A 14,676-nucleotide genomic window follows, 5' to 3' on the forward strand; every position below is an offset into this window, starting at 1 on the left:
GGGTGCTGACCGGATATCTTTACGCCGAAGTGCCCGTTTTTCCGTCTTTGTGTCAATGATTGTTGACAGAAACCTTCCTGCTATTCAAATAGTGTCATATCATCATATTAATTGTTCTTTTTTCAGGTGAAGGTTCCCATGCGTCTGGAAGTCTTTTGTGAAGACCGACTCGGTCTGACCCGCGAATTACTCGATCTACTCGTGCTAAGAGGCATTGATTTACGCGGTATTGAGATTGATCCCATTGGGCGAATCTACCTCAATTTTGCTGAACTGGAGTTTGAGAGTTTCAGCAGTCTGATGGCCGAAATACGCCGTATTGCAGGTGTTACCGATGTGCGTACTGTCCCGTGGATGCCTTCCGAACGTGAGCATCTGGCGTTGAGCGCGTTACTGGAGGCGTTGCCTGAACCTGTGCTCTCTGTCGATATGAAAAGCAAAGTGGATATGGCGAACCCGGCGAGCTGTCAGCTTTTTGGGCAAAAATTGGATCGCCTGCGCAACCATACCGCCGCGCAATTGATTAACGGCTTTAATTTTTTACGCTGGCTGGAAAGCGAACCGCAAGATTCGCATAACGAGCATGTCGTTATTAATGGGCAGAATTTCCTGATGGAGATTACGCCTGTTTATCTTCAGGATGAAAATGATCAACACGTCCTGACCGGTGCGGTGGTGATGTTGCGATCAACGATTCGTATGGGCCGTCAGTTGCAAAATGTCGCTGCCCAGGACGTCAGCGCCTTCAGTCAAATTGTCGCTGTCAGCCCGAAAATGAAGCATGTTGTCGAACAGGCGCAGAAACTGGCGATGCTAAGCGCGCCACTGCTGATTACGGGTGATACCGGCACCGGAAAAGATCTCTTTGCCTACGCCTGTCATCAGGCAAGCCCCAGAGCGAGCAAACCTTACCTGGCGCTGAACTGTGCGTCTATACCGGAAGATGCGGTCGAGAGTGAACTGTTTGGTCATGCTCCGGAAGGGAAGAAAGGGTTCTTTGAGCAGGCGAACGGTGGTTCGGTGCTGTTGGATGAAATAGGGGAAATGTCACCACGGATGCAGGCGAAATTACTGCGTTTCCTTAATGATGGCACCTTCCGTCGGGTTGGCGAAGACCATGAGGTGCATGTCGATGTGCGGGTGATTTGTGCTACGCAGAAGAATCTGGTCGAACTGGTGCAAAAAGGCGTGTTCCGTGAAGATCTCTATTATCGTCTGAACGTGTTGACGCTCAATCTGCCGCCGCTACGTGACTGTCCGCAGGACATCATGCCGTTAACCGAGCTGTTCGTCGCCCGCTTTGCCGACGAGCAGGGCGTGCCGCGTCCGAAACTGGCCGCTGATCTGAATACTGTACTTACGCGTTATGCGTGGCCGGGAAATGTGCGGCAGTTAAAGAACGCTATCTATCGTGCACTGACACAACTGGACGGTTATGAGCTGCGTCCACAGGATATTTTGTTGCCGGATTATGACGCCGCAACGGTAGCCGTGGGCGAAGATGCGATGGAAGGTTCGCTGGACGAAATCACCAGCCGTTTTGAACGCTCGGTATTAACCCAGCTTTATCGCAATTATCCCAGCACGCGCAAACTGGCAAAACGTCTCGGCGTTTCACATACCGCGATTGCCAATAAGTTGCGGGAATATGGTCTGAGTCAGAAGAAGAACGAAGAGTAAGCGTGAATATGCCTGATGGTGCAACACCATCAGGCATATTAACTTATGCTTTCAGTACAGCCAGAGCTGCTTCGTAATCCGGCTCGGTGGTGATTTCATCCACCAGCTGGCTGAAAATCACATTGTCATTTTCATCAATAACCACAACGGCACGCGCTGCCAGACCTTTCAGTGGGCCATCAGCAATTGCCACACCGTAGGCTTGCAGGAATTCAGCGTTACGGAAAGTGGAGAGGGTGATAACGTTGTTCAGACCTTCTGCGCCGCAGAAACGAGACTGGGCGAACGGCAGATCGGCAGAGATACACAGCACAACGGTGTTGTCGATCTCGGTTGCCAGTTGGTTAAACTTACGTACTGATGCGGCGCAAACACCGGTATCAATACTCGGGAAAATGTTCAGCACTTTGCGTTTACCCGCAAACTGACCGAGGGTGACGTCAGACAGATCTTTTGCCACGAGAGTAAAAGTCTGCGCTTTGCTACCCGCCTGCGGGATGGAATTGGCGACTGTAACCGGGTTGCCCTGGAAATGAACGGTTTGTGACATGATTATCTTTCCTGTTTACATATAGTTAACGTCACACCTAGTTTATGCTAACTGTCAATAACACAGCAAACGCTATTTGCGCTTAATCCGCAGACCACCGCGACAACAAGGAGTAAAGATGAGAACCGTTAAGGTATTTGAGGAGGCCTGGCCCTTACATACCCCGTTTGTGATTGCTCGGGGAAGTCGCAGTGAAGCGCGCGTGGTGGTGGTTGAACTGGAAGAAGAAGGTATTAAAGGCACCGGTGAATGCACGCCGTATCCGCGTTATGGAGAAAGTGATGCCTCGGTAATGGCGCAAATTATGAGCGTCGTGCCGCAATTAGAGAAAGGGCTGACACGGGAGGAGTTGCAAAAAATCCTCCCTGCCGGCGCAGCACGTAATGCGCTGGATTGTGCATTGTGGGATCTGGCGGCGCGAAAACAGCAGCAATCGCTGGCTGCTTTGATCGGCATAACGCTTCCCGAGACAGTCACCACGGCACAGACGATAGTCATCGGTACGCCTGATCAGATGGCCAATAGTGCATCAACACTCTGGCAGGCAGGCGCGAAATTACTGAAAGTGAAGCTGGATAACCATCTTATCAGTGAGCGGATGGTGGCAATTCGCACCGCTGTGCCCGATGCGACGCTGATCGTTGATGCAAATGAATCCTGGCGTGCAGAAGGGTTGGCGGCGCGTTGCCAGCTATTGGCAGATTTAGGCGTTGCGATGCTTGAACAACCGCTTTCTGCGCAGGACGATGCGGCGCTGGAGAATTTTATTCATCCGTTACCGATTTGTGCTGATGAAAGTTGTCATACTCGTAGCAATCTGAAGGCGCTGAAAGGGCGCTATGAGATGGTTAACATTAAGCTTGATAAAACCGGTGGTCTGACGGAAGCGCTGGCGCTGGCGACTGAAGCGCGTGCACAAGGTTTTCGTCTGATGCTGGGCTGCATGTTGTGTACCTCTCGTGCCATTAGCGCCGCTTTACCGCTGGTGCCGCAGGTCAGTTTCGCCGATCTTGACGGACCGACCTGGCTGGCGGTAGATGTGGAACCGGCGCTTCAGTTCACGACGGGCGAATTGCATCTTTAGGATGCCAGCGCAGCAAGTTTGCCATCGCAAAGAGATATTTTTCGCTGGCTTCGTCGGAGGAGATGGGTGGAAACTCTGCGGTGATGCAATGCAAGTTGAGATCTGCACACCAACTGCCGAAAGAGCCAGGTGTTTCATAACCGACGCTGGTTACCAGAGGCAATTCAAACGCCTGGGCCAGCCATTCACCTAATTCGCTGTGTCTGGGATCTTCAATACAGGCCAGCGGATCGTGGAATGAGACCACCCAGGCAGGTTGAATGCGGTGTATAAGTTGGCACAGCGCCTGGGTTTCAGGTTCGGAGCCAGGTTTGCCACCTGTCAGTAAAACGACATCACGTTCTTCAGCGGCGCTGTTCCAGCGATAAACTGTTTCACCTTCCTTCCAGTTCGCTGCCGGAAAGTTTCGGTTTAAATCCACACCATTAGCATTGGCCCGTAACCCTAACTGGCAGCCGTCAGGATTCACACACAGCACCACATGATGGCGGCGCAAAGACGGTGTCAAAGTCCGCAGAGCACAGGAGAGCGTGACGATCGAAGAGTTTTCATCACCGTGAGTGCCAGCCAGAATCAAACCACTTTCGTGACTGGCTGCAGGGGCCGGAAACCAGATTAACGGCGCGCCCAATAATGAACGTCCGTAATGTTCTGTACCGGGCGGAAATGCGCCGCGTTCGGCGCGTGGGCGAGTTACGGTCATGATCGTCTCTGGTTCAGGAAGTATTACAGGCAGTGTTGTGCAAATTTTGCGGATTATCAAATCCTTTTCTTCAACGCTATGTTATCGATCTTGTATCACTTTTTTGATGGAAGTTGTTTGTATTTTCATTGATGTGCAGATATTAGAATTGTCGTAATGTTATATACATGGCGTATTTTATTCTTACTGGTTCTACACATGTTAATCGCATCTGATTGATCAGTTCACCTTAATAAGTTTAATAAATCGTACTGCACATAGTACAGTACGATGGTAGCTATATAATTGATTTACATGAAGAAGGGCTTATCACCATCAGTCCCGGGTTGATTGATGCCTATATTCTCACCAATGTGTTTCTCAGGTTTATCGATGATATCTGTGATTAATGCTGCGACACTCTTACGTGATACGATCGTACCTTTGAATGGTTCATTGCGTGAGGTAAGCTCATAATCAATAATATCTTCATCAGTCAGCCAGGCAGGGCGAAGAATTGTATATTCCAGTCCAGAAGCCTCAATTGCATCCGCAGCCCTGCGGAATGGTTTTAGGGGTTCACCAATAACTGCATTATTCCATTCGCCAAATTTTCCTGGAACTTCATCATAAATACCGAGGGAAAGAACAAAGATCAGACGTTTAACATCACAGGCTTTCATCGCAGCGATCACTGAATTTGCCTGAATATCTAAATCTTCCCCCGTAAGGTTGGCATACACAACATCCTGTCCCTGCATGGCCTGCTTCAGTGCTGCATGATTCAGTACATCCCCCATAATAATCTTGCTATTAGTTGGATAGGGTTTGTGGATTTTTGCTGGCTGACGGGCAAATAAAGTTTGTTTAATGGTTTGTTTATCTGCCAGTTGATTAATCACATGGCGGGCTATCTGACCGCCAGCACCAAGAATCAGTATATTTTTCATGAAACTTTTCCCAGATTATTGGCAGCAATATGCCAGGCCATATCACTATTACGGATTTGAATATGTTTCATTACAGAGTTTCCTCAAAGAACGGAGCTAATACTGAAATTGCTTCAGCCACATAGACTTTGCCGTCATAAAGATCCATATGGTTTGCGCCTTCAACAATGTGATAGCGTTTATCCTTGCTTGATGCTCGATCGTACAGGTCGTCACTCATCCATTTGCTCCCAGCCTGGCTGCCCGCCACAATCTGTATCGGCTGAGTCAGGTACACTTCCGCCATATGGTAAGCATCATAGGTAATAATCTGGTTAAGGCTGCGCAAAGTAGCGTAACCCGGTGCTGTTGGATACTGCGCGCGAGGGGTGTGGTAATACTCCCAGGCCTGACGCAGTTCTTCGTTCGGCGCATCGGACTCCTTCATTGGTGCCAGTGGCATAGTGGCGTATTCTCCGCTGCTAATATCGCTGGTTCGGGCGTCTGAACCCGCGTCAACGTATGGTAGGGCATCAATAGATTTCACATTGTTTTCCCAACCATTACGGAACATCGAACCAATATTGACCGCACTAACAGTACCGATGGCCTTGATGCGGCGATCCTGAATTGCAGCATTGGCTGTATATCCTGCTCCGGCACAAATTCCCATCGCACCAATTCGGGTATTGTCGACATAAGAAAGCGTTGTCAGGTAATCAATCACGGCACTGACGTCTTCAGTACGAATGTATGGGTTTTCTAACTGACGCGGCTCGCCGCCGCTTTCACCTTGATAAGATGCGTCATAAGCAATAGTGACAAATCCCTTTTCCGCCAGTTTTTCGGCATAGGTTCCGGCCGTTTGCTCTTTAACGCCCCCACCTGGGTGAGATACCACAATTACCGGATACTGACGGGTTTCATCAAATTTTGGAGGGAAATAGATCACTGCAGACAAAGAGATGGTTGGATTATTGCTGTTAGTGAAGCTGACTTTATTATTCATCATTCCGTTCCTCATGGAGTTGTCGGTTCGTTTTAACGGTTGGTGATATCACTATAGATATTGATCATTAAGTTGATTAGACCCAAAATCATGATTAGACCTATCATTTAAATGATTAATAGATTGTATGGAGATACTGAATGAAGCGTGAAGAAATCGCTGATCTGATGGCGTTTGTCGTTGTTGCAGAGGAGCGTAGCTTCACTCGCGCAGCAGCCCGCCTGAGCATGGCGCAGTCAGCTTTAAGCCAGATAGTGCGCCGTATAGAAGAACGATTGGGATTGCGGCTTCTGACGCGAACCACGCGCAGCGTTGTACCCACTGAAGCGGGCGAGCATCTTTTGTCTGTTCTTGGCCCTATGTTGCATGACATAGATTCTGCCCTGACATCCCTGAGCGATCTGCAGAACCGCCCATCCGGGACAATACGTATTACTACTGTAGAACATGCAGCAAAAACGATATTGTTACCAGCTATGCGCACATTCCTGAAATCGCATCCTGAAATTGATATTCAGCTTACCATTGATTATGGTTTGACCGATGTCGTTTCTGAACGTTTTGATGCAGGCGTCCGTCTGGGTGGGGAGATGGATAAAGATATGATCGCCATTCGAATCGGGCCAGACATACCAATGGCTATTGTTGGCTCACCGGATTATTTTTCTCGTCGAAGTGCTCCAACGTCAGTGTCACAATTAATAGATCATCAGGCAATTAATTTGTATCTTCCCACATCGGGTACAGCAAATCGCTGGAGATTAATACGCGGTGGACGTGAAGTTCGTGTTCGCATGGAAGGTCAGCTTTTACTGAATACGATAGACCTGATCATTGATGCTGCAATTGATGGGCATGGATTGGCGTATCTACCTTATGATCAGGTTGAGCGGGCTATTAAAGAAAAAAAACTGATACGTGTTTTGGATAAATTCACACCAGATTTACCCGGTTATCACCTGTACTATCCACACCGTCGACATGCTGGCTCGGCATTCTCATTATTTATAGATAGGCTGAAGTATAAAGGTGCTGTTTAGCACTACTTGCTGATACATTAATTTAATTCTTCTCTTAACGTATTCTCAGTTCCTTTCAACGTTTTGGTTATTTTTTATTCTTCGCACAATGGCGACAGATGCTGATTATGATACCGAAAACGGGTTTGAACGTGCGAAGCCCGAACGTAGTGTTCGGAGTTCTATGTGCTTTACCGCATTTTGGAGACTATTATTTACACTAAATCTGATTTGATATATTGATACTTAAAACATTTGATGCTTCCTTTGTCACTTTTTTGATGGAAGTTGTTTGCATTTCTTTAAGGCGAAACAAATAATTACGCATCAATTTTAATGTCGGTTAGAGGGAAACTTATGAAGCACTCTGTTTCAGTCACGTGTTGTGTGCTGTTGGTCAGCAGCATTTCTCTTTCGTATGCTGCTGAAGTTCCGAGCGGCACAGTACTGGCAGAGAAGCAGGAGCTGGTGCGCCACATTAAAGATGAGCCAGCGTCGCTGGATCCCGCTAAAGCCGTGGGCCTGCCGGAGATTCAGGTCATTCGCGATCTGTTTGAAGGACTGGTGAATCAGAACGAGAAAGGGGAGATTGTCCCCGGCGTTGCGACTCAGTGGAAAAGTAATGACAGCCGTATCTGGACTTTTACCCTGCGCGATAACGCAAAATGGGCGGATGGCACACCGGTAACGGCGCAAGATTTTGTCTACAGCTGGCAACGTCTGGTGGACCCGAAAACGCTATCGCCATTTGCATGGTTTGCCGCGCTGGCGGGAATCAACAACGCACAGGCGATTATTGATGGTAAAGCCACGCCTGACCAGCTTGGCGTCACCGCAGTTGATGCCCATACTTTGAAAATCCAGCTTGATAAACCATTGCCGTGGTTTGTGAATTTAACCGCTAACTTTGCCTTCTTCCCGGTGCAAAAAGCCAACGTAGAAAGCAGTAAAGAGTGGACGAAACCCGGAAATCTGATCGGCAATGGCGCTTATGTTCTTAAAGAGCGCGTAGTCAATGAAAAACTGGTCGTAGTGCCGAATACCCATTATTGGGATAACGCCAAAACGGTACTGCAAAAAGTGACCTTCCTGCCAATTAATCAGGAATCCGCAGCCACTAAGCGTTATCTCGCGGGGGATATTGATATCACCGAATCCTTCCCGAAAAATATGTATCAGAAGTTGTTGAAGGATATTCCGGGGCAGGTTTATACGCCGCCGCAGCTCGGGACCTATTATTATGCGTTTAACACGCAAAAAGGGCCGACGGCAGATCAGCGCGTTCGCCTGGCATTAAGTATGACGATAGATCGCCGCCTGATGACCGAAAAAGTGTTGGGGACGGGCGAAAAGCCAGCGTGGCATTTTACACCAGATGTTACCGCGGGATTTACGCCGGAACCTTCGCCGTTTGAACAAATGAGTCAGGAAGAACTGAATGCGCAGGCAAAAACTTTGTTGAGCGCAGCTGGTTATGGTCCGCAAAAACCGCTGAAGTTGACGCTTTTGTATAACACTTCAGAAAACCATCAAAAAATTGCGATTGCTGTAGCATCGATGTGGAAAAAGAACCTGGGCGTAGATGTTAAATTGCAAAACCAGGAATGGAAAACCTATATCGATAGCCGTAATACCGGCAATTTTGATGTTATCCGCGCCTCGTGGGTAGGGGATTATAATGACCCCTCCACTTTCCTGACATTATTAACGTCAACGCATTCCGGGAATATTTCACGCTTTAACAATCCGGCATATGACAAAGTTCTGGCCCAGGCATCGACGGAAAATACCGTTAAAGCGCGTAATGCCGATTACAACGCGGCAGAAAAAATCCTCATGGAGCAAGCACCGATTGCACCAATTTATCAATATACCAATGGACGATTAATCAAGCCGTGGCTGAAAGGTTATCCCATTAATAACCCTGAAGATGTGGCGTACAGTCGGACTATGTATATTGTGAAGCATTGATGTGATGGGAACTGGCGTTACCCTTGTGGATAACGCCAGTGATGTCTGATTTAGCGACCCTGGTCCGGCGGTGTAATGTTATCCATATACAGCGTCTGGCTGGGGAAGGCAAAGTCCGCACCGTGTGACTGTACAATATCGATAATCTTCAAATAAACGTCTTGCTGTGCAGCAAGCCACTCAGCCCATACCGTGGTTTTGGTAAAGCAATAAACCATAATATTTAATGACGAATCAGCAAACTGGTTGAAATAAACCAGTAAGGTTTGTCGCTGGTCGATGGCCGGGTGATTTTTCAGCATCTCACGTACGGCTTCGACAATAACGCCCACTTTTGCCGCATCCTCATAACGTAAACCAATGGTCGTGGTAATGCGCCGGTTGGTCATTCGTCCAGGATTTTCTACGCTGATCGACGAAAACAGCGAGTTCGGTACGTACAATGGACGATTATCAAAGGTCTTAATTTTGGTAATTCGCCAGCCAATTTCCGCTACTGTACCTTCGATATTTCTGTCCGGTGAACGGATCCAGTCGCCAATACTGAAAGGACGGTCGAAATAGAGCATAATCCCGGAAAAGAAGTTACTCAGAATATCTTTACCGGCCATACCGACAGCCAGACCACCAATACCACCAAAGGTCAACAAGCCAGAAAGGCTCATGCCGAAATGTTCGCCATAAAGCAGAACAAGCACCACAATAATGGTGATTTTGATAATGCGCGACATGATCCGCGCACTGGTGATATCGCGACCTTTTTTAATCTGCTGTTTTTCAAACTGATTAATCAGCAGAAATAGCTTAATCGTCAGAATAACCGCAATCAGGGACGTACAGATAAAATCGATAACGCCTGGGGTGATAAATTTGAGTTTATAGTTTTCTATAACATAGTTAATGATGCTACCAACAGCACTAATAATTATGGTGTAGATTAAAAATTGCACCGCATGGAATAAAAATCCTTTTCTTTTACGATTTCCACGGCGAAACCAAAAGCTCATCAGAATCAATGCTGCGCAGCTACCGAAAATAATGACCAGATTAAGCGCATTATTTGTAAACAGTTCAGCGATCATTGTTTTATCAGGCTCCTCCAGATAATTGTCGTCATGCCGGAAACCCCTGGCGGGGCTATTTTACCGCGACAATTCATTCAGATCATCAATAGTCAGGGAAGTAAGTAGCAACATTAGCTAACAAATCAATGCATTGATTGTAAATCCAGCTAAGAGGTGAGGTTTTCAGAGCAGACAAGAGTGAAATGTCATGGTATTGTTACGTTTAGGTAACAAGAAATTTGTCTGCACAAGGATTACATCATGATTATGGCGAAACTGAAGTCAGCGAAAGGGAAGAAATTTCTCTTTGGTTTGTTGGCGGTTTTCATTATTGCGGCGTCGGTTGTGACTCGCGCGACCATCGGCGGCGTTATAGAACAGTACAATATTCCGCTGTCTGAGTGGACGACATCAATGTATGTGATTCAGTCATCGATGATTTTTGTTTATAGCCTGGTCTTTACTGTGTTGCTGGCAATCCCGTTGGGAATTTATTTCCTTGGCGGCGAAGAGCAGTAAGTAAAAAATAGGCCCGATAACTCGGGCCTTGTCAGTTATTGAAGAGTCGTTAATCGTCTTCTTCGTCATCCAGTTCAACGGGTGTCTGATACTGGTCAGGTTTAATGACCAGCAGGTCGCAGCGAAGATGATCAATCACCTGTTCCGCCGTGTTGCCAAGGAATGCTGCTGAAATACCGGTGCGTCCGACCGTGCCCAGAACCACAATCCCCGCCTGTAAATGCTCCGCCAAATCAGGAATCACCTCTTCTGGCAGACCTTTTTCTACGTGCGTCATGTTTTCATTAATGCCGAATTTCTGCCGCAGGGCTTTCATTGCCAGCAAATGTTGCCCACGAATGGCATCGTTATAAACGCTCGGATCAAATTCCGGCAGTTCAATCGCGATATTAATTGGCGTTACCGGATAAGCGCCAACCAGATGAACTTCGGTATGGTTGACTTGTTCCGCCAGTTCGATCGTCTCTTTGACCAGTTTTTCATTGAGCGCATTATGGTACGGTTCTTCACTGGCGAGATTCACCGCCACCAGCGCCTTACCCCCTTCCGGCCACGGCTGGTCTTTCACCATCCACACGGGGCTTGGGCATTTGCGTAACAGATGCCAGTCCGTTGGCGTAAAAATCACCGCTTCCAGACGGTCATGTTGGTGCGCCATTTTTAGCACCAAATCGTGCCCGCCGCTGATCACTTCCTGAATGATGGCTTCGAAAGGACGGTTATGCCAGACCACTTTAATTTCAATGGGAACGCCAGCATTGAGATAATATTTTGCCTGCTCGTGGATCCAGGCTGTACGCTGGCTGATGACGCCCTGACGCATAGCGGTACGTTCGTCCGGAGAGAGCAGGGTGGTCATTTCGTATGAGAAGTCATAGATCGGCAAAAAGGCTTTAATTTTGCCACCAATCCGTTGATGTAAATAAACAGCTCGCCGCAATGCTGGTTGGTCGTCCTGGTTAGGATCGATAACAACGAGCATGTTCTGATACATAGCCATACAGGGTCTCCTTACAACAACTGTCAACGCAGTTTGTAATTAAAAGATTAACCCATATCTGGTGAATGAAACAGTGATGAACCTTCTGTCAGATCAATAAATCAGAAAAATTTAATGATATGACAGAAGGATAGTGAGTTATGCGGAAGAATCAGGCAACGTTACGCGTGTGACCAGCAAGCTGGGCCAGCGCATCGTTATTTTCGATGGTGATGTATTTACCTTTGACTGCCAGCATACCGCTTTTCTGGAAGCGGCCCAGCAGACGGCTGATGGTTTCAACCGTCAGGCCCAGATAGTTACCGATATCACCACGAGTCATCGTCAGGCGGAATTCACGAGGGGAGAAGCCGCGTTGGGCAAAACGACGGGACAGGTTGTAGATGAATGCAGCCAGACGTTCCTCGGCATTTTTCTTCGACAACAGCAGGATCATGTCCTGATCGCCTTTGATTTCACCGCTCATCAGACGCATCATCTGCTGACGCAGATTCGGCATTTTACCGGACAAATCGTCCAGCGTTTCGAACGGGATTTCACATACCATCGAGGTTTCCAGCGCCTGAGCGAAGCTCGGGTGATGACCGCTGCCGATAGCGTCAAATCCCACCAGGTCGCCTGCTAAATGGAAACCAGTGATTTGCTCGTCGCCTTGCTCAGTGATGGTATAACTTTTAATCGTACCGGAGCGGATGGCATAAAGCGATTTAAGTTCATCACCAGCCTTAAACAGCGTCTGGCCTTTCTGAATAGGCTTCTTCCGCTCAATGATATTATCAAGCTGATCAAGCTCATGTTCGTTGAGTGTGAACGGGATGCAAAGCTGGCTGATGCTGCAATCCTGGCAATGGATAGCACAACCGCCAGACTGAATGCGCCGTATAATTCGCTTTTCCGGGATCATAGGTCTGCTCAAGCCGTAATTGATATTTGTCAATTTTAACATCTTTTTAGGGAGCAAGTAAGTCTAAGCAAACCTTAACAGCAGAGAATTCCGATATTAGATGTAAATATATGTCTATCTATTTGAAAACCCTTAAGTTGTTAAGGGTAACTTTACATAAAAGTGTGAACAAGCTGGCACAAATTGTTTAATGTTTACAGCAAAAGATAACCTTCGTGGCGCAATAACCACTCTTTTCGCTGAACTCCGCCTGCATATCCGGTCATGGTACCGTTTCTGCCAATGACCCGATGACAAGGCACAACAATGCTGATGGGATTCGATCCATTTGCCGCACCTACGGCACGCGCCGCACCGGGGCGGCCCAATTGTTCAGCCAGTTGGCCGTAATGCATTACCTGCCCGCAGGGGATTGTGCGTAATGTTTTCCAGACTTCGCGCTGAAATGGCGTCCCCCCCGTGGCAGTGGGAAGCGTATCAATAATGCTAAGATTACCGGCAAAATATTCACGAAGCTTGTCGCTTAAACCACCTGGGTTGGTGGCAGAAATGCGCTCATAGCCTTCTTTGCGATAATGGATGTCCAGCAGCTGCACCATGCGTTCGCTGTACTCTTCCCATTCAACCGCCCGCAGGCGAAATTGCTCATCGCAAATCACCCACAGTGGACCCAGTGGCGTGACAATTTTTTCTTCAAGTAATCTCAGCATCCGTTCTCTCTTAAGACAAACGTGGGTAAATCCCCGGACCTATCGGCAGACCAACAAGATACCACGCCAGCAACATCAGCAGCCATACCACCAAAAAGATAAGTGGATAGGGCAAAACTAACGAATAGTAAGTACCCAGTTTCGCGTCTGGTTTGTAGCGTTGCAGGAATCCAAGAAACAGTGGAACAAAAGGAGATACTGGCGCTAAAGGCAATACGGATGAGTCGGCAATACGAAAGAGGATTTGCGCAAATGCCGGGTGAAAGCCAAGTAGCATAAACATCGGTACGAAAATGGGGGCCAGAATCGACCAGATTGCGGAACCGCTGGCGATAAACATGCATAAGAAAGAGGAAAGCAACGCCAGACCGACAAACGCCGGGATGCCGCTAAGCCCTGAACTTTCCAGTATATCGGTCAGCCCCACGGCGATGAATTTCCCCATGTTGCTCCAGTTAAACATGGCGACAAACTGGGCGAGGGGAAAAACCATCACGATAAATCCCGCCATCTCTTTCATCGGTTCAATCATTAAATGCGGTAAATCCGCCTGACGTCGAATTGTGCGGGTAGCGATGCCATAAGCCAGCGAGACCACAAAGAAAAAAAGAATGATCAGTGGCACGATACCTTTAATAAAGGGTGATGGCATCACGGTGTGATTAATCGGATCGCGCAATATCCCGTTTTCCGGGATCACCATCAGCGCAATCGCAGCAATAAAAAGTAGCGATACGACACCTGCTATGCGTAAACCAAAACGCTGACTTTCGGTCAATGTCTGCAGTTTCTCATCGCTGTTTCCCTGCCATTGACCTAAACGTGGCTCAATGATTTTGTCGGTTATCAGGCCGCCAACAATCGTCAGTACGACTACGGAGCTGGCCATAAAATACCAGTTATCAATTACACTGACGTGCATTTGCGGATTGAACGCAGCCGCAGCCTCCGTGCTGATCCCCGACAGCAACACGTCGGTTGTGACAATCAGTAAATTAGCCGTAAAGCCGCAACCTACGCCTGCAATGGCAGCCAGTAAACCTGCAACTGGATGCCTGCCCACCGCCAGAAAAATTAGCGCACCCATCGGTGGCATGATCACTAACGCCGCATCGGAAGAAATGTGGCTGAAAAAAGCAATAAACAGCACCATATAACTGGCGTAGCGGGCATTAACATGCGATGCCATTTTAACCATTAGCGCTGGCAGTAAGCCTACGCGCTCCGCCAGACCGGCACCTAAAACCAGCGCCAGGATCGCACCAAGTGGAGCAAAACCGCTAAAGTTTTTAATAACATTGGGTAAAAACCAGTGTAATCCTTCCACACTGAGCAGGTTTTTCACCACCACCGGCGTACCATCGGCCGGGTTTTTCGCACTGACGCCAAAGGCTGACAAAATTGCCGTCGTCACCATGAGTACGATAATCAAATAGATAAAGAGCAAAAAAGGATGGGGAACCTTGTTACCAATTCTTTCGACCCAGCCATAGAGCTTCCCGGATTGGGAGGACGACGGTATGGATGACATACTCATGGGCATTCCTCGTTTGTT

Annotated in this window: 14 protein-coding genes; 5 read left to right on the forward strand and 9 right to left on the reverse strand. The window is 47.9% G+C overall.

The features are described 5' to 3' along the window. Window positions 1-138: 138 nt before the first annotated feature. Window positions 139-1,680 carry a transcriptional regulator TyrR gene (gene tyrR / locus ACJHWR_RS14925; protein WP_001296041.1) on the forward strand — a complete coding sequence of 514 codons (1,542 nt, stop codon included), beginning with the start codon at window positions 139-141 and terminating at the stop codon, window positions 1,678-1,680. Window positions 1,681-1,723: 43 nt separating this feature from the next. Here the strand turns inward: tyrR and tpx are convergent, their stop codons facing one another. Next, the gene (gene tpx / locus ACJHWR_RS14930; RefSeq protein ID WP_000084387.1) at window positions 1,724-2,230 is read right to left on the reverse strand and encodes a thiol peroxidase; all 507 of its coding nucleotides are present in this window, start codon (window positions 2,228-2,230) and stop codon (window positions 1,724-1,726) included. Between the two features lie 118 nt (window positions 2,231-2,348). Here tpx and ycjG point away from each other — a divergent pair, with 118 nt between their 5' ends. Next, a complete protein-coding gene (gene ycjG, locus ACJHWR_RS14935; RefSeq protein ID WP_001329593.1) occupies window positions 2,349-3,314 on the forward strand; it encodes an L-Ala-D/L-Glu epimerase in 966 nt (321 codons plus the stop codon). Here ycjG and mpaA read toward each other — a convergent pair. The 3 genes from mpaA to ACJHWR_RS14950 form a co-directional block, all read right to left on the reverse strand. Next, on the reverse strand, window positions 3,289-4,017 hold the full coding sequence (gene mpaA / locus ACJHWR_RS14940; protein ID WP_001329595.1) for a murein tripeptide amidase MpaA: 729 nt from the start codon (window positions 4,015-4,017) through the stop codon (window positions 3,289-3,291). The genes ycjG and mpaA overlap by 26 nt on opposite strands. A gap of 290 nt (window positions 4,018-4,307) precedes the next feature. Then, window positions 4,308-4,946: an SDR family oxidoreductase gene (locus tag ACJHWR_RS14945; protein ID WP_000789793.1), complete on the reverse strand. Its 639-nt coding sequence runs from the start codon at window positions 4,944-4,946 to the stop codon at window positions 4,308-4,310. Between the two features lie 70 nt (window positions 4,947-5,016). Then, on the reverse strand, window positions 5,017-5,937 hold the full coding sequence (locus ACJHWR_RS14950; RefSeq protein WP_012311724.1) for an alpha/beta hydrolase: 921 nt from the start codon (window positions 5,935-5,937) through the stop codon (window positions 5,017-5,019). Between the two features lie 137 nt (window positions 5,938-6,074). Here ACJHWR_RS14950 and pgrR point away from each other — a divergent pair, with 137 nt between their 5' ends. Beyond that, a complete protein-coding gene (gene pgrR, locus ACJHWR_RS14955) occupies window positions 6,075-6,974 on the forward strand; it encodes a DNA-binding transcriptional regulator PgrR (protein ID WP_000817700.1) in 900 nt (299 codons plus the stop codon). Window positions 6,975-7,310: 336 nt separating this feature from the next. Continuing rightward, entirely contained in the window at window positions 7,311-8,924 is a 1,614-nt protein-coding gene (gene mppA / locus ACJHWR_RS14960) for a murein tripeptide ABC transporter substrate-binding protein MppA (RefSeq protein WP_000683043.1), read from the forward strand. Window positions 8,925-8,974: 50 nt separating this feature from the next. Here the strand turns inward: mppA and ynaI are convergent, their stop codons facing one another. Then, window positions 8,975-10,006: a low conductance mechanosensitive channel YnaI gene (gene ynaI / locus ACJHWR_RS14965; RefSeq protein ID WP_000559889.1), complete on the reverse strand. Its 1,032-nt coding sequence runs from the start codon at window positions 10,004-10,006 to the stop codon at window positions 8,975-8,977. A 243-nt stretch (window positions 10,007-10,249) separates the two neighbouring features. Between ynaI and ACJHWR_RS14970 the strand changes: the two genes are divergently transcribed. After that, on the forward strand, window positions 10,250-10,507 hold the full coding sequence (locus tag ACJHWR_RS14970; protein WP_000605090.1) for a DUF2534 family protein: 258 nt from the start codon (window positions 10,250-10,252) through the stop codon (window positions 10,505-10,507). A 49-nt stretch (window positions 10,508-10,556) separates the two neighbouring features. On the opposite strand, the gene uspE is transcribed toward ACJHWR_RS14970, so the two are convergent. The 4 genes from uspE to abgT all read right to left on the reverse strand — a co-directional run bounded on the left by uspE (window position 10,557) and on the right by abgT (window position 14,658). Then, window positions 10,557-11,507, reverse strand: a complete 951-nt coding sequence (gene uspE, locus ACJHWR_RS14975) for a universal stress protein UspE (RefSeq protein ID WP_001262123.1) — start codon at window positions 11,505-11,507, stop codon at window positions 10,557-10,559. A 151-nt stretch (window positions 11,508-11,658) separates the two neighbouring features. Beyond that, window positions 11,659-12,411, reverse strand: a complete 753-nt coding sequence (gene fnr / locus ACJHWR_RS14980; protein ID WP_000611911.1) for a fumarate/nitrate reduction transcriptional regulator Fnr — start codon at window positions 12,409-12,411, stop codon at window positions 11,659-11,661. A 194-nt stretch (window positions 12,412-12,605) separates the two neighbouring features. Continuing rightward, on the reverse strand, window positions 12,606-13,121 hold the full coding sequence (ogt, locus tag ACJHWR_RS14985; protein ID WP_000945046.1) for a methylated-DNA--[protein]-cysteine S-methyltransferase: 516 nt from the start codon (window positions 13,119-13,121) through the stop codon (window positions 12,606-12,608). Window positions 13,122-13,131: 10 nt separating this feature from the next. Continuing rightward, window positions 13,132-14,658, reverse strand: coding sequence for a p-aminobenzoyl-glutamate transporter (abgT, locus tag ACJHWR_RS14990; protein ID WP_000062952.1), 1,527 nt, complete (start codon window positions 14,656-14,658; stop codon window positions 13,132-13,134). Window positions 14,659-14,676: the final 18 nt, after the last annotated feature.

Source organism: Escherichia sp. WS568, from assembly GCF_046486085.1.
In the GTDB taxonomy this organism is placed as follows: Bacteria; Pseudomonadota; Gammaproteobacteria; order Enterobacterales; family Enterobacteriaceae; genus Escherichia; species Escherichia coli.